This is a genomic window from Paraburkholderia phytofirmans (assembly GCF_046028095.1).
Lineage (GTDB): Bacteria > Pseudomonadota > Gammaproteobacteria > Burkholderiales > Burkholderiaceae > Paraburkholderia > Paraburkholderia phytofirmans_A.
Genome location: NZ_JAQQDJ010000010.1, coordinates 89,365 through 110,705 on the forward strand (window position 1 = coordinate 89,365; position 21,341 = coordinate 110,705).

The following is a 21,341-nucleotide window of genomic DNA, read 5'->3' on the forward strand; positions in this document are numbered from 1 at the left end:
TTTCTATTGCAACGAAAGCAGCAAAACTTCGCGATCAGGCAATCCGCTCTTCGTTCGACGGATCGAACAGCACCGCCTTCGACGTATCGAACAACAGCGTCGTGTTCGTCAGCGGTTGCGGATTCGACGCCGGGTGCACGCGGCTCACGATGCGCTTGCCGTTGACCTGCGCGAACACCAGCGTGTCCGGACCGGTCGGCTCGATCACGTCGACTTTCACTTCGATCGGCTGCAGCTTCGCGTTGTCGCCATGCGCGCCGCGCGCGTCGGTGATGCGCTCCGGACGCAGGCCTAGAATCACCTCGCGGCCGACATGCGACTTCACCCTCGCCGAGTCGAACGGCAGATTCACCGCCGTGCGTGCAACACCCGTATCCAGTTCGAGCGCGACGCCCGCGCCCTGCTCCACCAGCTTGCCCTGGATGAAGTTCATCGGCGGCGCGCCGATGAAGCCGGCCACGAACAGGTTCGACGGCGAGTCGTAGATTTCCTGCGGTGCGCCGAACTGCTGCACGATGCCGTCTTTCATCACCGCGATGCGGTCGCCGAGTGTCATCGCTTCGATCTGATCGTGCGTCACGTAGACGATCGTCGTGCCGAGGCGCTGATGCAGCAGCTTGATTTCCGAACGCATCTCGATACGCAGCTTCGCGTCGAGGTTCGACAGCGGTTCGTCGAACAGGAACATCACCGGATCGCGCGCCAGGGCACGGCCCATGGCCACGCGCTGACGCTGGCCGCCGGACAGTTGACCCGGCTTGCGGTCGAGCAGGTGCGTGATCTGCAGCGTGTTCGACACGCGGTCGACGATCTGCGTCTGCTCGTTCTTCGGCACCTTACGGATGTTCAGACCGAACGAGATGTTCTCGCGCACCGTCATGGACGGATACAGCGCATACGACTGGAACACCATCGCGATGTCGCGATCTTTCGGCGACAGGTTGTTCACCGTCTTGCCGTCGATCTGGATCTCGCCCTTGGTCACGGTTTCGAGGCCGGCAATCATGTTGAGCAGCGTCGACTTGCCGCAGCCCGAACCGCCGACCAGAATCAGGAACTGGCCGTCTTCGATGTCGATGTTGACACCCTTCAGAACCGGCACCCCGTTCGGGTAAGTCTTGTACACGTCACGGATGGAAAGGCTTGCCATGCTGTGAATCCTCTTTGTCTCTGGTACTGCTTGAAAACGTCTTCGGGTGACGGCGGCGCTTCATGAAGCGCCGCCGCGCTCGGATGGTTTAGCCTGGCGTCTAGCCCTTCACTGCGCCCGCCGTCAGACCGCGCACGAAATAGCGTCCGGCGATGATGTACACCAGCAGCGTGGGCAGCGCGGCGATGATCGCGCCGGCCATGTCCACGTTGTATTCCTTCACGCCGGTCGAGGTGTTCACGAGGTTGTTCAGCGCCACCGTGATCGGCATCGAATCGACGCCGGAAAACACGATACCGAACAGGAAGTCATTCCAGATCTGCGTGAATTGCCAGATCAGGCACACCATGAAAATCGGCAGCGAAACCGGCAGCAGAATCTTCGTGAAGATCGTGAAGAAACCCGCGCCGTCGATACGCGCCGCCTTCACGAGTTCAGCCGGAATGCTGACGTAAAAGTTGCGGAAGAACATCGTGGTGAAGGCGATACCGTAGATCACGTGCACGACCACCAGACCGGTCGTCGTGTTCGACAGGCCGAGAAAGCCTTCGAAGCGCGCCATCGGCAGCAGGATCGCCTGGAACGGAATGAAACAGCCGACCAGGATCATCGTGAAGATCGGATCCGCGCCACGAAAACGCCAGTGCGTGAGCACATAACCGTTGAACGCGCCGATGATCGACGAGATCAGCACGGCGGGAATCACCATCCGCACCGAGTTCATGAAGAACGGCTGCATACCGTCGCAACGCACGCCCGTGCAGGCGCCGCTCCATGCCTTGATCCACGGTTCGATGGTCCAGTGGGTAGGCGGCGTGAGCAGGTTGCCCGTGCGCAGTTGATCGATGTCCTTGAACGACGTGGACAGCATCACGTACAGCGGGAACAGGAAATACAGGGCGAACAGAAACAAGGCCGCATAAATGACGGCACGGCTGATCGTCATCTTAGGCTGCATTGCGGGTGCTCCTCGATTCCAGATACATCAGCGGCACGAGCACGGCTACGACAGTGGCGAGCATCATCATCGACGATGCCGCGCCGACGCCCAGCTGCCCGCGATTGAACGAAAACGTGTACATGAAAATAGCCGGCAGCGACGAAGACGTGCCCGGACCGCCCGCGGTCAAAGCAACGACCAGGTCGAAGGTCTTGATCGTGATGTGGCAGAGAATCAGCAGCACGGAGAAGAACACCGGACGCATGCTCGGAATCACGATCTTGCGATAGATGGTGGGCAAGCCCGCGCCGTCCATCTGCGCGGCCTTGAAAATTTCACCGTCCACGCCGCGCAAGCCCGCGAGGAACAGCGCCATCACGAAGCCGACGGATTGCCACACGGCCGCGATCACGACGCAGAAGATCGCCTTGTCCGGGTCGCCCAACCAGCCGAACGAAAAGCTCGTCCAGCCCCAGTCGTGGAACACCTTCTCGAGGCCGATGCTCGGCGTCATGATCCATTGCCACGCCGTACCCGTCACGATGAACGAGAGCGCCATCGGGTACAGGAACACGGCGCGCAGCGCGCCTTCGTTGCGGATCTGCTGATCGAGCAGGATCGCGAGGAACAGACCGAGACCGATACAGATACCGATGAACGGGATGCCGAACCAGCCGAGGTTGGCAGCCGACGTCCAGAACACGTCGTTATCGAACAGCTCGCGATAACGATCGAGACCGACAAATTCATAACGTGGCATCAGTCGCGAATTGGACAGCGACAGAAAGCCGGTAATGGCGATGAAGCCATACACGAAGATCAGGCTGATCACGACGCTGGGTGCGAGCACCAGCTTCGGAATCCAGCGATCGGCAAGGGCCGCCATCGGCGACGTGCGGCGGGTCACGGTGGCCGTTTTCCCGTTTCCGCTGATAGAAGCAGTCACTACTCGACTCCTGCTGAAACTGTGCCGCCGGGACCTTCACGCTGAAAAAACGCGAGGCCGTAGCGACATAGATGTGACTCTATGAAACCAGGGTGAAGCCGCCTGCCATGCAACGAGTAAAACCCCGGCAATCAGCGACACGAAGGGCGCGCCCGACGCCCGTTGCTGAACCGCCGGGCGCGCCGCTTCGTTTGACGCAACTTACTTGGTCTTCGCTGCCTTCGCGAGCGCGGCAACTGCGCTCTTCGAATCCTGCTGCGAGTTCATGAACTTCGTGACCACGTCCGAGATCGCACCGGCTGCTGCATCCGGTTGCGCCATGCCGTGTGCCAGCGAAGGCACATAGCCGCCCGACTTGATCGCCACTTGTTCATCCGCGTACGACTTCTTCGCGCAGTCGTCGAACTTGGCCATCGACACGCCCAGACGAACCGGGATGGAACCCTTGTTCAGGCTGAACTGTTCCTGGAACTCCGGCGACATGATCGTCTTCGCCAGTGCGAGTTGACCCGGCGTTGCCGCCTTTTGGCCCTTCTGCTGGAAGAACACGAACGAGTCGACGTTGAACGTGTAGGACTTTTCCGTGCCCGGCACAGCGGCGCAGATGTAGTCCGAGCCCGACTTCTTGCCGGCGTTGGCGAATTCGCCCTTCGCCCAGTCGCCCATGAACTGCATACCGGCCTTGCCATTGATGACCATGGCCGTTGCCAGGTTCCAGTCACGACCAGTACGGCCCGCGTCGAAGTAACCCTGAATCTTGCGGACCGTGTCGAACACGCCGACCATCTGATCCGACGTCAGCGTCTTCTCGTCGAGGTCGACCAGCGCCTTCTTGTAGAAGCCCGCGCCTTGCGACAGCACGACGTCTTCCCACAGCGTCAGGTCTTGCCACGGCTGGCCACCCATCGCGATCGGCTGGATGCCCGCGGCCTTCATCTTGTCGGCCACCGCGAAGAACTCAGGCCACGTGGTCGGCGCCTTGCCGCCCGCCTTGTCCAGCGCTGCCTTGTTGATGTACAGCCAGTTCACGCGGTGCACCGAGAACGGCGCGGCAACATAGTGACCGTCCGCGTGCATGATCTTGTCGATTTCGGGCGGCAGGTTCTTCTTCCAGTCGCCAGCGGCCGAGTCGATCGGCACGAGCACGCCTTGCTGCGCCCAGTCCTGGATCAGCGGACCCTTGATCTGCGCAGCGCTCGGCGCGTTGCCCGAGATCACCTGCGTCTTGAGTGCCGTCATGGCAGCCGCGCCGGCGCCACCCGCAACCGCGAAGTCCTTCCACGTGTAACCTTGCTTCGTCATGTCGTCCTTGAGGACGCCGACGGCTTTCGATTCGCCGCCCGAGGTCCACCAGTGCAACACTTCGATCGACTCGGCGGCTTGCACGGCCGAGACGCCACACATCAGACCTGCGGCGCACAAAGCGCCCATGATCGCGCGAAATTTCATTGCTTATCTCCTCCAGACACCTGAACAAAAAACAAATGGCCCCTGATGTCGCCAGGGTGCTGTGGTTGGTTCAAACAGGCAAAACACTGGGCGATCGAGCACGGTCGGGCGCATGCGCGAGGCATGTGCCGGCGGACCAATGTCCGGCCGCTGGAAGCTCAAGAGATGAGTGGTTCGGGATGCAACTGACTGTCTCCTCTTTTGATTTTTGCCTGCCCGCGTTTCGCGCGGCAGACTCGAGGTGCCTTGCACGTCAACCTGGTGCCGACCCTGCCGGCCGCTCAACTCCCCGGCATTCCGTAAAGGCCGCCGGGGCATGCTGGCACGTGCCGACACGCAATGTCCGTTAACATGCAGGGGACGCCTGCCGATTCGGGAAAACGCGCATCTTGACGCTTAGCGCACGCTTTTTTCATCGAATTAGCGCTACCTCTTGATTTGGATTGTAGTTAAACTACAATTCAGTGTCAAAAAATATTTTATCGGACTACGGTCGCGCTTTCGCTCACCTTCCGCGGCCCCAGGACATCGACGGAGACTCATGCAAACCGATTCAAGCTTCACCTTCGTTCTCTTCGGCGGCACCGGCGATCTGTCGATGCGCAAGATCCTGCCCGCACTGTTTGAAGCACACCGTGCAGGCGGCATGCTGGCCGACAGTGGCAAGATCGTCGCGGTGGCGCGGCATGCAACGGATCGCGGCGAGTACATCCAATGGGTAAACGAGCACGTCAAACCGCATGTGTCGAAGAACGGTGTGGATGAATCGGCATGGGCGAGCTTTCTGGAGCGCATCGAGTTCGTGAACATCGACCTCGGCAAAGCGGAAGACTTCGTGCATTTACGCGACGCCATCCAGGACTTGCCTGGTATCCGCGTGTTCTATCTGGCTACAGGCCCGTCGCTGTTCGTGCCGATCTGCCATGCGCTGGCATCGGTTGGACTGAACGCGAATTCGCGCATCGTGCTGGAAAAGCCGCTCGGCTACGACCTCAAGTCGTCGAATGCAATTAATGATGCGGTCGGCGAAATCTTCGCTGAAGAACAGATCTATCGGATCGACCACTACCTCGGTAAAGAACCGGTGCAGAACCTGCTGGCGCTGCGCTTCGGCAATGCGCTGTTCGAGCCGCTGTGGCGTCGCGAGTGGGTCGAGAGCATTCAGATCACGATTGCCGAAGAACTCGGCGTGGAAGCGCGCGGCGACTTCTACGACAACACCGGCGCGTTGCGCGACATGGTGCAGAACCATTTGCTGCAACTGCTTTCCATCGTAGCGATGGAACCGCCGCACTCCATGGATTCGGATTCGGTGCGTGACGAAAAGCTGCGCGTGCTGCGCGCTTTGAAGCCCATCGATCCGCGCGATATCGGCAAGGTTGCCGTGCGCGGGCAGTATCATTCGGGCGTGATCCGCGGCACTGCCGTGCCGGCGTATGCAACGGAGCCCGGCGTGAAGCCTGAAAGCGCGACCGAAACGTTCGTTGCGCTGAAGGTCGAGATCGAAAACTGGCGTTGGGCCGGCGTGCCGTTTTTCCTGCGCACCGGCAAGCGCCTCGCCGATCGCGTCGCCGAGATCGTGGTGAACTTTCGTGCAGTGCCACATTCGGCGCTCGGCGCTTCCGCATTGCGCGCCGGCGCGAATCGTCTGGTGATCCGCCTGCAGCCGAACGAAACCATTCGCCTCTACTGTCTCGCGAAGCAACCCGGCGAAGGCATGAACCTCGCCAGCGTCCACCTCGACCTCGCGTTCGACCAGTTCTTCCGCGAAGGACAGATGGAGGCGTATCAGCGATTGCTGCTCGACGTCATCAACGGCCGCCTCGCGCTGTTTGTGCGGCGCGACGAGCAGGAAGCCGCATGGCGCTGGGTCGAACCGATCCTGAACGAATGGAAGGCGTCGAACAAGCCGCCCAAGCCGTACGCATCGGGCACGTGGGGACCGGCTGCATCGAGCGCGATGCTCGCGCAGCACGGCACCTGCTGGCTCGAAGAAGAGAATTGAATCACGGCGGTACGTCGTATTGAATGGAATATGACGTGGCGCCCGTAAGACCCACCGACGAACTGAATGGAATGGCGCCGGTATCACGAGGGCGCCTGCAAGTCATCCATCTTGCAGGCATCGTGTAAGAGCAGTACGGCAGATTCCGCAGATCACACAAAAAAGCAGCACGGAGGAGAAGTGATCGAGCTTCACGCTTTCGACGATCAACGCGCCCAATCCGACGCGTTGGCGAAAGCGGTCGGCGACGCGTTACATGCGTCGCTCGCCGCACAGGCCGCCGGTTCCACCACCGCGCGCCCCGCAATGCTTGCAGTGTCCGGCGGCAGCAGTCCGCGCCCGTTCCTGCAGACGTTGTCCACGCAAACGTTCGACTGGGCGCGCATTGCCGTGACGCTGGTCGACGACCGCTGGGTGCCGGAAACGGACAGCGCGAGCAACTCGCAGCTGGTGCACGCCACGCTGTTGCAGAACGCCGCGAAGGACGCGACCTTCTGGCCGCTAGTCGACACCACGCAAGATCTGAACGCGCATGTCGCCGCGCTGAACGCCGACGCGCGTTTCAGCAACGTGCCCGACGTCGCGATTCTCGGCATGGGTGAAGACGGCCACACCGCGTCGATCTTCGCCGACTCGCCCGAATGGGATTATGCGATCACCACCACCGAACGCTTCGTCGCCGTGCATCCCGGCAGCGCACCGCATGCGCGCGTGAGCTGGTCGATGTCCGCGTTGAAAGAAGTCAAGCATCTGTTCTTGCTGATCGCAGGACCGCGCAAGATGGACGTGCTCAATGCCGCGTCCGCTTCGCTACAAAAAAATGCCATCTCGCAGTTGGCAAACGACAAGGGAGTGAGACTCGATGTCTACTGGTGTGCAAACTAAGGCTGTTCCGGGCGCGGGCCAGCACGCCGATGGACCGAGGCTGCTGGCCGATATCGGCGGCACCAATGCGCGCTTCGCGCTGGAGACGAGTCCGGGCGAAATCGGCTCGGTGAAGGTCTATCCGTGCGCGGACTATCCGGGCGTTGCCGAAGTCATCAAGAAGTATCTGAAGGACACCAAGATCGGCCGCGTGAATCATGCGGCGATTGCGATTGCGAACCCGGTCGATGGCGATCAGGTGAGCATGACGAATCACGACTGGAGCTTTTCGATTGAAGCCACGCGGCGCGCGCTTGGTTTCGATACGCTGCTGGTGGTGAATGACTTTACCGCGCTGGCCATGGCTCTGCCTGGCCTGACTGATGCGCAGCGTGTGCAGGTGGGTGGTGGCGCGCGGCGGCCGAATAGCGTGATTGGTTTGCTTGGGCCTGGCACCGGCATGGGTGTATCCGGCTTGATTCCTGCCGATGATCGTTGGATCGCGCTTGGCAGCGAAGGTGGTCATGCTACTTTTGCGCCGGCTGACGAACGCGAAGATATCGTGCTGCAGTACGCGCGCAAGAAGTGGTCGCATGTGTCGTTTGAGCGCGTGGCTGCGGGGCCTGGTATCGAAGTGATCTATCGCGCGCTTGCGGGTCGCGACAAGAAGCGCGTGGCGGCGAATGTCGACACGATCGAAATCGTCAAGCGTGCGTTGGAAGGCGAACCATTGGCGGCCGAATCCGTCGATGTGTTCTGCGGCATTCTCGGTACGTTCGCGGGCAATATTGCGGTGACGCTCGGGGCGTTGGGCGGGATCTATATCGGCGGTGGTGTCGTGCCGCGGCTCGGCGAGTTCTTTTCACGTTCGTCGTTTCGCAAGCGCTTCGAGGCTAAAGGCCGGTTCGAGGCTTATCTGCAAAACGTGCCGACGTATGTGATTACCGCTGAATATCCGGCGTTTCTGGGTGTGTCGGCGATTCTTGCCGAGCAGTTGTCGAATCGTGCGGGTGGTAGTTCATCCGCCGTGTTCGAGCGGATTCGGCAGATGCGCGATGCGTTGACGCCCGCCGAGCGACGTGTTGCCGATCTTGCGCTGAATCATCCGCGGTCGATTATCAATGATCCGATTGTGGATATCGCGCGCAAGGCGGATGTGAGTCAGCCGACGGTGATCCGGTTTTGTCGTTCGCTCGGTTGCCAGGGGTTATCGGATTTCAAGCTGAAGCTGGCGACTGGTTTGACGGGCACTATTCCTGTTAGCCATAGCCAGGTGCATCTCGGTGATACGGCGACGGACTTCGGCGCGAAAGTGCTCGATAACACCGTGTCCGCAATTTTGCAGTTGCGCGAGCATTTGAATTTCGAGCAGGTCGAGCGGGCTATCGATCTTTTGAACGGCGCTCGGCGCATCGAGTTTTATGGGCTCGGGAATTCGAATATCGTCGCGCAGGATGCGCATTACAAGTTCTTCCGGTTTGGGATTCCTACGATTGCCTACGGCGATTTGTATATGCAGGCGGCGTCTGCTGCTTTGCTTGGGAAGGGGGATGTGATTGTCGCTGTGTCGAAGTCAGGGCGCGCGCCTGAGTTGCTGCGGGTTCTTGATGTGGCTATGCAGGCTGGGGCTAAGGTCATTGCTATTACCTCTAGCAATACGCCGTTGGCTAAGCGCGCTACTGTGGCGCTTGAGACTGATCATATTGAGATTCGTGAGTCGCAGTTGTCTATGATCTCGCGGATCTTGCATCTGGTTATGATCGATATTCTTGCTGTTGGAGTGGCTATTCGGCGCGCTGTGCCTAGCGCTGATGTGGCTGAGACTGTTGCCAAGGCCAGGCAAGGGGCTGATGATGATGCTAGCGCTGTGCTCGATTGGTTGAGTCATGGGGCGGCTTCTTCGGCTCGGGATTGAGGTTTGAGGTTTTGGTCCGCGCCGCGGGTTTTGGGTGTTTGATTGTGGTGTTGGCCTTTCCTTGAATTCTTTGTGGTCTATTAGCGTTGCCCCTGTGCGGGGCGGCACCTACTTCTCTTTGCCGCCGCAAAGAGAAGTAGGCAAGAGAAAGCGGCTCACACCGCTAATTCTTAAGCGGGTCCCCCGCACAGTCGCGGTAGTGGTGCGTCTGGAATCTGTGTTCTCGCACATTCCGCTTCAGTGACAAAGCACTCATTCTTCCCACCTCGCGCGATGCGCTCGCCGGAACGGTCTGCTTAAACCCGTAGGTTTTTCTGTGCGCGTTGCGGGCCGTCGGCTTCGCCTCGGCGATGTGCTGTTAGAGGCTTCCGGTTCTTTAAGCGGGATTGCGTCGGAAAACGTTCGCGCTGACCCAGTACATTCGCAGTCACCGCGGCACGCGCTTCGCGTCGTGCCGCAGTACCCTCAGAATGCGAAGACGCATGCGTCTTTCTTCATGGCCGCAGTGCAATGCCGCGAGCCGCAGCGTACGGCTCGTGGCTCGTGGCTCGCTGTCAGTGTGCAGTCGCCGTGCGACGCGAGATCGTTCTAAATTGCATCGGCTTGTTCTGCGTCCCCCGCATTGCGCCGATACGCTCACGGCTATCCGCCGCTGTGCGCGCGGCCTTTGCCAGAAGGTTCGCGGCGTGGCGCGCCGTGATGCGGCTCTGTGGAATTCCCTTCGCATCGAGTGCGATGACCTGGTATAGCTCGCGGTCAATCTCCACTTCGCGTTGGTAGTCCTCGCCAGTGTCCAACAGCAGTTCCAGCAATTTCCGCTGCCGATGCCTTTCTTCTCGCGTCACGGCCGGATTCCTAACTATTGAAGCCGCGAGTGTGACCAACTTGTCCAGCTGGCTTAGCTGCCGTTCAAGCAGTCCAAAGGCGGACAAGGCGAGTTTTTCGTATTGAAGTGCGTCAACGGGTGGGCGCGACGTGGTGCGTGAATGCTTGACGGATTTACTCATGGCGCGATCTCCCTGAACCTTTCCTGGATCGCCCGACACGCGCTTGCAAGGTGGTGAGCGGGCACAGTGACAAGGTTGGCGGCCGTTACCAAACCGGCAGGCCCGAAGGCCTCCCCATCATGGCCCGCCCATAAGACGTGCTGAGATAGACACGCGCCCCGCCAAAGCAGGCGCGTGTTTGGTAGCAGGCCGCCAAGCCTGGCCGTCGCTGTTTTGACGGCGAATTGAGTTTAAACGTCTTGCTTCACGAGTGATCACCCGCACGAGCTAAAAGCCGCGCACCAGCAAGATTTCTGAAATTTCCCAAGCACGCTCACGAACGAAGTACTACAACGCAGCAGAAACGCCAGGAAAAAACGAAGCGATTGGTTGAAGAACGACCGCGACGGCGCGCGCAGCGCCGCCGGAAGAATGACGGCCTTGTCACAAGCGCCGAATGCGCGAGAACACAGATTCCAGATGCACCACTACCGCAACTGTGCGAGGGCCCCGCTTAAGAACTAGCGGTTTGAGCCGCTTTCTCTTGCTTACTTCTCTTTGCGGCCGGCAAAGAGAAGTAAGTGCCGCCCCGCACAGGGGCAACGCTAATAGACCACAAACAAATCAAGGAAAGGCCAACGCCCAAAACCCACCCTAAAAATCCCCCAAAACCCAAAAAAGCGATAATAGAACCCCGAAAAGCGCCGCAGGCAAAAAGCAAACCACGATGATCATCCGCCCCCACGTCCATTGGTTCCGCATGCTGCTAGCCTGGCGAGGCTCCGTGCTTCCGCAATTGCTACCGCGCCTCGCGCTGATCTTCTGCATTTCGATAGTCGCAGTGGCGGCCCACGACCACCTCCTCCCGATCTCGCTAAACCTGAACACGACAGCGCCCTTCTCGCTAATCGGCATAGCGTTAGCGGTATTCCTCGGCTTCAGAAACAACGCCAGCTACGACCGCTGGTGGGAAGCCCGCAAGCTATGGGGCCAACTGCTAAACGAATCACGCTCACTCGTCCGTCAGGCACTCACCCTCCCGACAAAACAGCTGCAAAAAGAAGACCTCAAAGAATTCACAGCAGCACTCAGCGCCCTCCCGCACGCGCTGCGTCACCAACTACGCAAGAGCGACCCCACCGAAGACCTCGCCGAACGCTTGCCGCCGGCCCTCTTCGCCCGCGTCACAGCGTCGCGGTACAAACCGGCCACCTTGCTGCTTTCCCTCGGCGAATGGGTACAACGCCAGGCCAAAACAGGCGCAATCGACCCAATGGCGGTCATCGCCTTCGATAGAAATCTGAATGGAATATCGGATGTAATTGGCGGATGCGAGCGCATCGCTTCAACGCCGCTGCCGTTTGCCTATTCGGTGATGATTCACCGCACGGTGTATTTCTTCTGCGCGTCGCTACCGTTCGGACTGGTGGACAGCATCGGCATTTTCACGCCGGTCTTCGCGGTCTTCGTGGCGTACACGTTCATGGCGCACGAAGCCATTGCATCGCAAATCGAAGAGCCGTTCGGCATCGACGACAACGACCTCGCGCTCAACACGATGTCCCTGGCAATCGAAGACGCCATGCGCGACCTGCTCGGCGAACCAGCCATCAAGTTGCCAAGCCCGGAAGCAGAAGGGTACATGCTCGATTGAGCACGCTCCGCTGAGACTAAAGCGCAACGTCGGTCGCTCAGCGCTCAGCTATTGCCAACCGTCTCCGACAAACGCTTGAGCGTCGCCACCCGCGCGCCGATGATGTCGATGCGACCACGCTCATCGACCACCGGCGTCGTGGCGTTCAGATACGCGGTCCACGCTTTCTGCGCGCGCGTCAATGTCGCACGCGAACGCACCGGCATCTTCGACTGCAGACGTCGGTAATAACGGTTCAGATCGAACATCGCGTGTTCGCATTGCGCGTCAGCGCTGCAGGCTCGCACGCGGCGCAGCGCAGCGCCGCCGGCGCTCGCCTTCGCCAGCGCGCTGCGCAGCGCGAGCGCGCGGTCACGCACCGGCTGCAATTGCATGTCAGCTTCGGCAAGCACGTACATCGAGCCGTGCGTCGTGGCGAAAACGGCCGCGAGCAACTGCTTCTCGGCATCGCGTGATGCCTGCCAGCTCGCCTGGCTCTTTTCCCACTGCTTGCGCTGCGCGGGCGGCAACTTCGGCTGAAGCTGCTGCCATGCGTTATCGAGCGCGGTTTTCCAGCCGATCCGCGCATTGTCCATGCATTGCACTTGCCCCGTCGTCGACGACATGTCGCTGCGTGCGAGGCACGTACGCATCGACGCATCGATCGGATCGGCGGCGGCGACCTCGGCATGCGCCGGCAGCGACGCCGCGCCGAACACCGCCGCCGAAGCCAGCGCCAACGCGCCGAACGCGCGCCGTGCGCCGCGAACGCCGGCACCGGCCGCCAACAGAGACGTTACCCGCAACATCATCAGCCGCGAACGCAATCGACGAAGTATTCGATGCGCCCATTGATCGTTTCGCCGACGAGCCCATGGATATCCGTGTGGAAACCCGGGAAGCGCTCGTTGAATTCGCGCGCGAAACGCAGATAGTTGACGATGGTCTTGTTGAAGCGCTCGCCCGGAATCAGCAGCGGAATACCCGGCGGATACGGCGTCAACAGGATCGACGTGACACGGCCTTCGAGCTCGTCGATAGGCACGCGGTCGATCTCGCGGTGCGCGAGCTTGGCGAACGCATCCGACGGCTTCATGGCCGGTTCCATGCTCGACAAATACATCTCGGTGGTCAGACGCGCGATATCGTTCGCGCGGTAGACGCTATGAATCTGCTGACACAGATCGCGCAGGCCGACGCGCTCGTACATCGGATGATGCGAGACGAACTCCGGCAGCACGCGCCACAACGGCTGGTTGTTATCGTAGTCGTCCTTGAACTGCTGGAGTTCGGTGACCATCGAGTTCCAGCGGCCCTTGGTGATGCCGATCGTGAACATGATGAAGAACGAATACAGCCCGGTCTTCTCGACGATGATGCCGTGCTCCGCCAGATACTTCGTGACGATCGCCGCCGGAATGCCGGTCTCGCCGAAGCCGCCGCCCATGTCCAGTCCCGGCGTAACAATGGTCGCCTTGATCGGGTCGAGCATGTTGAAGTTGTCGGCGAGCGGGCCGAAGCCGTGCCACTCGTCGTTCGGGCGCAGCATCCAGTCTTCGCGCGAACCGATGCCTTCTTCGGCAAACTGGTCCGGGCCCCACACCTTGAAAAACCAGTCGTCGCCGTATTCGGCGTCGACCTTGATCATGGCGCGGCGGAAATCGAGCGCTTCGGCAATCGATTCTTCCACCAGCGCGGGGCCGCCCGGCGCTTCCATCATGGCCGCGGCCACATCGCACGAGGCGATGATCGCGTACTGCGGGCTAGTCGACGTGTGCATCAGATAAGCTTCATTGAAGCGATGCTTGTCGAAGCGGCTGTTCTTCGAGTCCTGCACGACGATCTGCGAAGCCTGCGAAATACCGGCCAGCAGTTTGTGCGTGGAATGCGTGGCGAACACCATCGCGCCGATCCGCGGACGGCCCGCGCCGATCGCGTGCATGTCCTGATAGAACTCGTGGAATTCGGCGTGCGGCAGCCAGGCTTCGTCGAAGTGCAGCGTGTCGAGCCAGTCGCCCAGCATTTCCTTGATCATCTCGACGTTGTAGATCACGCCGTCGTACGTGCTTTGCGTGATGGTCAGAATGCGCGGCTTGAGATCCGGATTCTTCGCGAGCGCTTCGCGCGCAAACGGGTTCGCCAGGATCTTCTTCTTGATGTTCTCCGGTTCGAACTCGCTGCGCGGAATCGGCCCGATGATGCCGAAGTTGTTGCGCGTGGGCGTGAGGAACACCGGAATCGCGCCGGTCATGGTGATCGCGTGCAGAATCGACTTGTGGCAATTGCGGTCCACCAGCACGATGTCGCCCGGCGCGACCGTGCCGTGCCAGACGATCTTGTTCGACGTGGACGTGCCGTTGGTCACGAAGAACACGTGGTCGGCGCTGAAGATGCGCGCGGCGTTGCGCTCGGATGCCGCCACCGGACCCGTGTGATCGAGCAACTGGCCGAGTTCGTCGACGGCGTTGCACACGTCCGCGCGCAACATGTTCTCGCCAAAGAACTGATGGAACATCTGGCCAAGCGGGCTCTTCAAAAACGCCACACCGCCCGAGTGTCCCGGGCAGTGCCACGAGTACGAGCCTTCGTCCGCGTACTGCACCAGTTCCTTGAAGAACGGCGGCGCGAGCGAATCCAGATACACCTTGGTCTCGCGGATGATATGGCGCGCCACGAACTCCGGCGTGTCCTCGAACATGTGGATGAAGCCGTGCAGTTCGCGCAGGATGTCGTTCGGCAAGTGGCGCGACGTACGCGTTTCGCCGTACAGGAAGATCGGAATGTCGGCGTTGCGGCGGCGCACTTCGGTCACGAACGCGCGCAGCGCGACGATCGCGGCGGCGAGTTCCGGCGTCTCGCCTTCCACCACCACGTTATCGACGTAGGGCAGCAACTCGTCGTCGTCGATCGAAAGGATGAAGCACGAGGCGCGGCTCGACTGCTGCGCGAACGAGGTCAGATCGCCGTAGCTCGTCAACCCGAGCACTTCCGCGCCTTCTTTCTCGATGGCTTCGGCCAGAGCACGGATGCCGGAACCCGAGATGTTCTCGGAGCGAAAATCTTCGTCGATGATGACGACGGGAAAACGAAACTTCATGGGCGATTCTCCAAAAAGAACGACCGCTGCATTCTGAAAATTGCAGCGGTCACCCGAATAGCTAGTGGGTCAATGCGCTGCCGACGTCACGTCTTGGGCAACGTGACGCCGTGCTGACCTTGATATTTGCCGCCGCGATCCGCGTACGACGTTTCACAAATCTCGTCGCTTTCGAAAAACAGCACTTGAGCGACGCCTTCGTTCGCGTAGATTTTCGCAGGCAAAGGTGTCGTATTCGAGAATTCGAGCGTGACGTGCCCTTCCCATTCGGGCTCGAACGGCGTCACGTTGACGATGATCCCGCAACGCGCATACGTGGACTTGCCCAGACACACGGTCAGGACGCTGCGCGGAATGCGGAAATACTCCACCGTGCGCGCGAGCGCGAACGAATTCGGCGGGATGATGCAGACATCGCCCTTGAAGTCGACGAACGATTTCTCGTCGAAATTCTTCGGATCGACGATGGTCGAGTTGATGTTCGTGAAGATCTTGAATTCGTCGGCGCAGCGGATGTCGTAGCCGTAGCTCGACGTGCCGTAGCTGACAATCTTCCGGCCGTCTTCGGAGACGCGGACCTGATCGGGCGCGAACGGCTCGATCATGTTGTGCGACGCGGCCATGCGCCGGATCCACTTGTCGGATTTGATAGTCATAGGTGAACGCTGCTCGACGTGAATGACAGAGGTATGACGGATAACGACCCGGTTAGTGCCGGGTCACTTTTGGCTTACTGCGCGCCTGCTTTGCGCTGACCTCGCGGGCTGGCCAGGCGGCGGGCCGTTCGGGTGCCCTACGCTCGCTTTGCCGGGTGTCCCGCCTATGCGGCAGGACAGGCACTCCGGCGAGGCAGCCGAACGAAAGGCGCTTATTTTACGCGATCGTGAGATCGATGCCGCGATTAGGCTCAGGCGTGTTCTGGCGCCTGCTCCGACGTTGCTTTAGATGAATGCCGGCAGCGAGCGCCCGGACCTCGAACACGAGGCCCGCTCATCGCTCATTGGCGAATCAATCCACAAGCGAGCGCGGGGCCTGCGCCATGTTGCGGATACGCGTACGGATCGGTCGCGTCGTGATGCAGCAGAACCGCGCGCTGCAACACCGAGCGGATGCCGTCGAGCGAAACGTCCGGCGCAACGATGAAGCCCGTGGCCACGCCGTTCGCGTCCGCGTGAATATTGCCGAGGTCGCCCTCGACGCGCGCGCCCGATTTCAAACGCTCCGCGGCCGGCGAAAACACCTGGCCGGCGCTCGAGCCGTCGGCGGCATTGCAGTCGCCGCGCTCGTGCACTTGCAACGCGTGGTCGCTATTGGGCGGCATACCCGCGAGGTTGTAAGTGACTTGCACGCCGTCCGAGCGCTCGATGAACGTGACGAGACCGCGCGCCTGATTGCCCACGGTGGGCAGCAACTGCGCGTCCGCACGTTTTTCCTGTGGTCTCAGGAACGCGCTACAGCCGCATAACAGCACACTGCTGGCAGTCAGGACGATGAACGCATGCACCGCCTGCCCGTCGATTCGTTTTCCCATGCGATCCTCTTGCCGGCCTGGTGGCCGCCCCTGCGGCCGCCGAGCCGAACTTGTGAAGTCGACATGATACCGCGAGACCAGGCGAAAACAGACGCCTTGGCCCCTTATCCGAACGGCTGGTCAAGGGTGGCCCGTCGAACGTGGCGTGTCACGCCAGCCCGCCCGCGGGCGTGATCCTCCAGGAGACTTCCCGCGAGGCCAAAAACCTGGAGTAGCCCGCGTTTTCTCAGGTGTTCTGGACCACGATATTGGGAAACTTCGAGGTCATGTCGCGAGCGCGTTCGGCGATATGGATCGCCACCTTGCGCGCGATCGACCGATAGATCTCCGCGACGCGTCCCTGCGGGTCGGCCACCACGGTCGGTTTGCCCGAGTCGGCCTGCTCACGGATCGCAATGTCGAGCGGCAAGCTGCCGAGCACGTCGACGCCGTATTCCTTGCCCATCCGCTCGCCGCCGCCGGCGCCGAAAATATGCTCTTCGTGCCCGCAATTCGAGCAGATATGCATGCCCATGTTCTCGACGATGCCGAGGATCGGAATACCGACCTTCTCGAACATCTTGAGGCCCTTCTTGGCGTCGAGCAGCGCGATGTCCTGCGGCGTGGTGACGATCACGGCGCCCGTCACCGGCACGCGTTGCGACAGCGTGAGCTGAATGTCGCCGGTGCCCGGCGGCATGTCGACGATCAGGTAGTCGAGATCGTGCCAGTTCGTCTGCCGCAGCAGTTGTTCCAATGCGGAAGTGGCCATGGGGCCGCGCCAGACCATCGGGTTGTCCTGCTCGATCAGGAAGCCGATCGAGTTGGCTTGCAGGCCGTGACCGGTCATCGGGTTCATCGACTTCTCGTCCGGCGACTCGGGGCGGCCTGCGATGCCGAGCATCATCGGCAGCGACGGGCCGTAGATGTCCGCGTCGAGAATACCGACCGTTGCGCCTTCGCTCGCCAGCGCCAGCGCGAGATTCACGGCGGTCGTGCTCTTGCCGACGCCGCCCTTGCCCGACGCCACCGCGACGATATTCTTAACGTTCGGCAACAGTTTCACGCCACGCTGCACGGTATGCGCGGCGATCTGCTGCGACACCTGGACACGCGCGTCGGCCACGCCCGGCACGGCGCGCAGCGCATCGGCGAACTGCGCGCGGATCGCGTCGAATTGGCGCATGGCCGGATAGCCGAGTACCACGTCGACGCTAACCGTGTCACCCTGCACGGCGACGCTCTTGATGTTCTTGGCGGCTGCGTACGGCCGGCCGGTGTTGGGGTCAGCGACGGCTGCTAGGGCAGCGTCGACCAATGCCCGATCGATACTCATTGACACTCCGTGGGGAACACCTGCGGCGCAGCGGAATCGAAGTCTCGGCCACGCGCCGGAATTTGAAAGAAATTGTTAGACAGCATTGCGAAAACCAGGCGTGCCGGGCACCCTTCGGGCAGGCGGAACGCCATGGGGCCGCATCGCTGCGTGCTTCAGTCATTATTGTAGTGGCTGGCGCCAAGCCGTGCCGGAAGACCCTTTTTTACTGTCGGACCGAGGCTGAGCAGGGCGTAAGACTTTTCGTGCTGGCGAGCCGGCGGCTTTATCGCCGTCACGTTCGCCGTATAGATTTATTTCTGTCGCCGCTTTGCTTGCCTGACTCGCTTCACTCAAGAGGAATCAAAAATATGAATGCAAAAATCATGACTCGCCTGGCTGTCTTTGCCGTTGCCGGTTCGCTGCTGGCGGGCTGCGCCACTCAACAGGGCACCAACACGGCTGTCGGTACGGGCGTGGGCGCCGGCACCGGCGCGGCGCTGGGCGCGATCTTCGGCGGCGGTAAGGGCGCGGCGATCGGCGCCGGCGTCGGCGCGGCGGTGGGCGGCATCACCGGCTACAACTGGCAAGCCATTCACAACAAGCTGTCGGGCGCCACCAAGGGCACCGGCACGCAGATCACCGAGCAGCCGGACGGCTCGCTCAAGCTGAACATTCCGAGCTCGGTCACGTTCGACACCAACAGCTACGCGGTCAAGCCGTCGTTCGCGCCGGTGCTGGACCAACTGGCGCAGACCATGCAACAGAACCCTGAGCTGATCGCGCAAGTGGTCGGCCACACGGATAGCACGGGCCAGCCGGCGTACAACCAGACGCTGTCGGTCAACCGCGCGGAAAGCGTGACGGGTTATCTGGGCCAACGCGGTGTCGCGCCGCAGCGCCTGTCGGCACAAGGTCTGGGCCAAACCCAGCCGATCGCCGACAACAACACCGAAGCCGGCCGTGCCGCCAACCGTCGCGTGGAAATCTATCTGCGCGCCACGGCTCAGCACACCACGCAATAAGGACGAGAGTTCGGGAGACTGGGAAAGCCGGTCGCCGGGGCAGTATCACCGGCGATCGTTACGCTCTGGTAAGCCGTGAAGAGCGGAAACAGGGAATCTCGCACGGGAACGAAAAAAATTTCGAACTCTGCCGAAAATCCGCTGTCTGTCTTTACGGTACGTGGCTGGCGAAGCCGCCGCGTCACCATTCTCCTCTTGTCGTTGTTGCTCCGGGGTTAATAGCCCCGGTTTTTTTTGGGCGCCCGGTTATGCACCGTCCGGCCCGCAACGACTCACGCCGCGCCCCGAGCGGCCCGCCCCGCGCCGGGCGCCTGCCCTGCTAGAATCAACCTTTCGTCCCACCGCAGGCTCCCACCATCCTTATGTCAGCACCCGTAACCGATCTCTCCGCAGGCGCGCCGTCAGGCCGTCGCCAGATTCTCGTCACGTCGGCCCTTCCTTATGCGAACGGGCAAATCCATATCGGCCATCTGGTCGAATATATCCAGACGGACATCTGGGTCCGGACGTTGCGAATGCACGGGCACGAGGTCTATTACGTGGGCGCCGACGACACGCACGGCACGCCCGTCATGCTGCGCGCGGAGAAAGAAGGTCTCACGCCGAAGCAGCTGATCGACCGCGTCTGGCAGGAACACAAGCGCGACTTCGACAGCTTCGGAATTTCGTTCGACAATTACTACTCGACCGACTCCGAAGAGAACCGCGTTCTCAGCGAAAACGTCTATCTGGCGCTCAAGGAAGCGGGCCTGATCGACGCGCGCGACATCGAACAGGCGTATGACCCGGTCAAGGAAATGTTCCTGCCGGATCGCTTCATCAAGGGCGAATGCCCGAAATGCGGCGCCAAAGACCAGTACGGCGACAGCTGTGAAGTATGCGGTTCGACTTATCTGCCCACCGAGCTGATCAATCCGTATTCGGTCGTCTCGGGCGCCACGCCGATTCGCAAAACGTCGACGCACTATTTCTTCCGCCTCTCCGATCCGCGTTGCGAGAATTTCCTGCGCGCGTGGGTGGGCGGCCTGGCGCAGCCGGAAGCCACCAACAAGATGCGCGAGTGGCTCGGCGACGCCGGCGAAGCCAAGCTCGCAGACTGGGACATTTCGCGCGACGCGCCGTATTTCGGCTTCGAAATTCCGGGCGCGCCGGGCAAGTATTTCTACGTCTGGCTGGACGCGCCGGTCGGCTATTACGCGAGCTTCAAGAACCTCGCCGAAAAGCGCGGCCTCGACTTCGACGCGTGGATTCGCAAGGGTTCGACGGCCGAGCAGTATCACTTCATCGGCAAAGACATTCTGTATTTCCACACGTTGTTCTGGCCGGCCATGCTCGAGTTTTCGGGCCACCGCACGCCGACCAACGTGTTCGCGCACGGCTTCCTGACCGTGGACGGCGCGAAGATGTCGAAGTCGCGCGGCACCTTTATCACCGCGCAGAGCGTGATCGACACAGGGCTGAATCCGGAATGGCTGCGCTACTACTTCGCGGCCAAGCTGAACAGCACGATGGAAGACCTCGACCTGAACCTCGACGACTTCCAGGCGCGCGTGAACAGCGATCTGGTCGGCAAGTACGTGAACATCGCGAGCCGCGCCGCCGGTTTCTTGATCAAGCGCTTCGACGGCCGCGTGCAGGACAGCGCGATGCAGCATCCGCTGCTCGCCTCGCTGCGCGCCGCCTTGCCGCAAATCGCCGCGAACTACGAAGCCCGCGAGTACAACCGCGCGCTGCGTCAGACCATGGAACTGGCCGACGCCGTGAACGCGTACGTCGACACCGCCAAGCCGTGGGATCAGGCCAAAGACCCGGCGAACGGCGTCGCGCTGCATGAAACCTGCAGCGTGAGCATCGAGGCTTTCCGCCTGTTGTCGCTGGCGCTCAAGCCGGTGCTGCCGAAGCTCGCCGAAGCGGTCGAAGGCTTCCTCGGCATCGAACCGCTGGTATGGGCCGACGCCAACGTGCCGCTCAGTTCCACGCGCCCGATCAACGCGTACAAGCATCTGATGACGCGCGTCGATCCGAAGCAGATCGAAGCGCTGATCGCCGCCAATCGCGACTCGTTGCAAGCCACGCCGGAAGCAGCCGCGCCGGCCGACGCCAAGGGCAAGTCGAAGGCAGCGAAAGCAGCCGCCGCCGATAAGGACGAAACGCCCGGCATCATCTCGATCGACGACTTCGCGAAGATCGATTTGCGCGTTGCGAAGATCGTCGACTGCAAGGCGGTGGAAGGGTCGGACAAGCTGCTGCAACTTACGCTCGACATCGGCGAAGAAAAAACTCGCAACGTGTTTTCGGGCATCAAGTCGGCATATCAGCCGGAGCAACTGGTCGGCAAGTTGACGGTGATGGTCGCGAACCTCGCGCCACGCAAAATGAAGTTCGGCCTGTCCGAAGGCATGGTGCTAGCCGCCTCCGCGACCGACGAGAAAGCGGAACCGGGCCTGTACATCCTGGAGCCGCACAGCGGCGCGAAGCCGGGCATGCGCGTGAAATAAAGCGCGCG

Annotated in this window: 16 protein-coding genes; 6 read left to right on the forward strand and 10 right to left on the reverse strand. The window is 61.1% G+C overall.

What is annotated here, in order from left to right; genetic code table 11:
- Positions 1-34 precede the first annotated feature (34 nt).
- From PQR54_RS25890 to PQR54_RS25905, 4 genes are all read right to left on the reverse strand, one after another.
- Positions 35-1,150 (reverse strand): ABC transporter ATP-binding protein, encoded by a 1,116-nt coding sequence (locus PQR54_RS25890; RefSeq protein ID WP_408250662.1) that lies wholly within the window; start codon positions 1,148-1,150, stop codon positions 35-37.
- A 100-nt stretch (positions 1,151-1,250) separates the two neighbouring features.
- Positions 1,251-2,108, reverse strand: a complete 858-nt coding sequence (locus PQR54_RS25895; protein WP_408250664.1) for a carbohydrate ABC transporter permease — start codon at positions 2,106-2,108, stop codon at positions 1,251-1,253.
- Positions 2,098-3,036, reverse strand: a complete 939-nt coding sequence (locus tag PQR54_RS25900) for a carbohydrate ABC transporter permease (protein ID WP_408250666.1) — start codon at positions 3,034-3,036, stop codon at positions 2,098-2,100. Before PQR54_RS25900 ends, PQR54_RS25895 begins: the two co-directional genes overlap by 11 nt.
- A 201-nt stretch (positions 3,037-3,237) precedes the next feature.
- Entirely contained in the window at positions 3,238-4,485 is a 1,248-nt protein-coding gene (locus PQR54_RS25905; RefSeq protein WP_408250667.1) for an ABC transporter substrate-binding protein, read from the reverse strand.
- A gap of 541 nt (positions 4,486-5,026) precedes the next feature.
- Here PQR54_RS25905 and zwf point away from each other — a divergent pair.
- The 3 genes from zwf (at position 5,027) to PQR54_RS25920 (ending at position 9,269) form a co-directional block, all read left to right on the forward strand.
- Positions 5,027-6,490, forward strand: a complete 1,464-nt coding sequence (zwf, locus tag PQR54_RS25910; protein WP_408250669.1) for a glucose-6-phosphate dehydrogenase — start codon at positions 5,027-5,029, stop codon at positions 6,488-6,490.
- A 180-nt stretch (positions 6,491-6,670) separates the two neighbouring features.
- Positions 6,671-7,375, forward strand: coding sequence for a 6-phosphogluconolactonase (pgl, locus tag PQR54_RS25915; RefSeq protein ID WP_408250671.1), 705 nt, complete (start codon positions 6,671-6,673; stop codon positions 7,373-7,375).
- Entirely contained in the window at positions 7,353-9,269 is a 1,917-nt protein-coding gene (locus PQR54_RS25920) for a bifunctional transcriptional regulator/glucokinase (RefSeq protein ID WP_408250673.1), read from the forward strand. Before pgl ends, PQR54_RS25920 begins: the two co-directional genes overlap by 23 nt.
- Positions 9,270-9,823: 554 nt before the next feature.
- On the opposite strand, the gene PQR54_RS25925 is transcribed toward PQR54_RS25920, so the two are convergent.
- Positions 9,824-10,276 carry a hypothetical protein gene (locus PQR54_RS25925; protein WP_408250675.1) on the reverse strand — a complete coding sequence of 151 codons (453 nt, stop codon included), beginning with the start codon at positions 10,274-10,276 and terminating at the stop codon, positions 9,824-9,826.
- A gap of 706 nt (positions 10,277-10,982) precedes the next feature.
- Between PQR54_RS25925 and PQR54_RS25930 the strand changes: the two genes are divergently transcribed.
- Positions 10,983-11,909, forward strand: coding sequence for a bestrophin family protein (locus tag PQR54_RS25930; protein ID WP_408250676.1), 927 nt, complete (start codon positions 10,983-10,985; stop codon positions 11,907-11,909).
- A 44-nt stretch (positions 11,910-11,953) separates the two neighbouring features.
- Here the strand turns inward: PQR54_RS25930 and PQR54_RS25935 are convergent, their stop codons facing one another.
- The 5 genes from PQR54_RS25935 to apbC form a co-directional block, all read right to left on the reverse strand.
- A complete protein-coding gene (locus PQR54_RS25935; RefSeq protein ID WP_408250678.1) occupies positions 11,954-12,700 on the reverse strand; it encodes a lysozyme inhibitor LprI family protein in 747 nt (248 codons plus the stop codon).
- Complete coding sequence (locus PQR54_RS25940; protein WP_408250680.1) at positions 12,700-14,985, reverse strand: Orn/Lys/Arg family decarboxylase; 2,286 nt, start codon at positions 14,983-14,985, stop codon at positions 12,700-12,702. The genes PQR54_RS25935 and PQR54_RS25940 overlap by 1 nt, the downstream gene beginning before the upstream one ends.
- Before the next feature lie 86 nt (positions 14,986-15,071).
- Positions 15,072-15,641 carry a dCTP deaminase gene (gene dcd / locus PQR54_RS25945; RefSeq protein ID WP_012432068.1) on the reverse strand — a complete coding sequence of 190 codons (570 nt, stop codon included), beginning with the start codon at positions 15,639-15,641 and terminating at the stop codon, positions 15,072-15,074.
- A gap of 341 nt (positions 15,642-15,982) precedes the next feature.
- Positions 15,983-16,516: a superoxide dismutase family protein gene (locus PQR54_RS25950; RefSeq protein WP_012432067.1), complete on the reverse strand. Its 534-nt coding sequence runs from the start codon at positions 16,514-16,516 to the stop codon at positions 15,983-15,985.
- Positions 16,517-16,742: 226 nt separating this feature from the next.
- Positions 16,743-17,831, reverse strand: coding sequence for an iron-sulfur cluster carrier protein ApbC (gene apbC, locus PQR54_RS25955; RefSeq protein WP_408250682.1), 1,089 nt, complete (start codon positions 17,829-17,831; stop codon positions 16,743-16,745).
- Positions 17,832-18,181: 350 nt separating this feature from the next.
- On the opposite strand from apbC, the gene PQR54_RS25960 reads away from it, so the two are divergent.
- Entirely contained in the window at positions 18,182-18,835 is a 654-nt protein-coding gene (locus PQR54_RS25960) for a YiaD family glycine zipper/OmpA-like lipoprotein (protein WP_132375682.1), read from the forward strand.
- A 362-nt stretch (positions 18,836-19,197) separates the two neighbouring features.
- On the forward strand, positions 19,198-21,333 hold the full coding sequence (gene metG, locus PQR54_RS25965; RefSeq protein ID WP_408250684.1) for a methionine--tRNA ligase: 2,136 nt from the start codon (positions 19,198-19,200) through the stop codon (positions 21,331-21,333).
- The last annotated feature ends 8 nt before the right edge of the window (positions 21,334-21,341 follow it).

Coding starts and splice junctions, on each gene's coding strand:
- metG (WP_408250684.1), top strand. CDS start 19,198: ATGTCAGCACCCGTAACCGATCTCTCCGCAGGCGCGCCGTCAGGCCGT.
- PQR54_RS25925 (WP_408250675.1), bottom strand. CDS start 10,276: ATGAGTAAATCCGTCAAGCATTCACGCACCACGTCGCGCCCACCCGTT.
- PQR54_RS25930 (WP_408250676.1), top strand. CDS start 10,983: ATGATCATCCGCCCCCACGTCCATTGGTTCCGCATGCTGCTAGCCTGG.
- PQR54_RS25895 (WP_408250664.1), bottom strand. CDS start 2,108: ATGCAGCCTAAGATGACGATCAGCCGTGCCGTCATTTATGCGGCCTTG.
- zwf (WP_408250669.1), top strand. CDS start 5,027: ATGCAAACCGATTCAAGCTTCACCTTCGTTCTCTTCGGCGGCACCGGC.
- dcd (WP_012432068.1), bottom strand. CDS start 15,641: ATGACTATCAAATCCGACAAGTGGATCCGGCGCATGGCCGCGTCGCAC.
- PQR54_RS25890 (WP_408250662.1), bottom strand. CDS start 1,150: ATGGCAAGCCTTTCCATCCGTGACGTGTACAAGACTTACCCGAACGGG.
- PQR54_RS25920 (WP_408250673.1), top strand. CDS start 7,353: ATGTCTACTGGTGTGCAAACTAAGGCTGTTCCGGGCGCGGGCCAGCAC.
- PQR54_RS25935 (WP_408250678.1), bottom strand. CDS start 12,700: ATGATGTTGCGGGTAACGTCTCTGTTGGCGGCCGGTGCCGGCGTTCGC.
- PQR54_RS25905 (WP_408250667.1), bottom strand. CDS start 4,485: ATGAAATTTCGCGCGATCATGGGCGCTTTGTGCGCCGCAGGTCTGATG.
- PQR54_RS25940 (WP_408250680.1), bottom strand. CDS start 14,985: ATGAAGTTTCGTTTTCCCGTCGTCATCATCGACGAAGATTTTCGCTCC.
- PQR54_RS25960 (WP_132375682.1), top strand. CDS start 18,182: ATGAATGCAAAAATCATGACTCGCCTGGCTGTCTTTGCCGTTGCCGGT.
- apbC (WP_408250682.1), bottom strand. CDS start 17,831: ATGAGTATCGATCGGGCATTGGTCGACGCTGCCCTAGCAGCCGTCGCT.
- PQR54_RS25950 (WP_012432067.1), bottom strand. CDS start 16,516: ATGGGAAAACGAATCGACGGGCAGGCGGTGCATGCGTTCATCGTCCTG.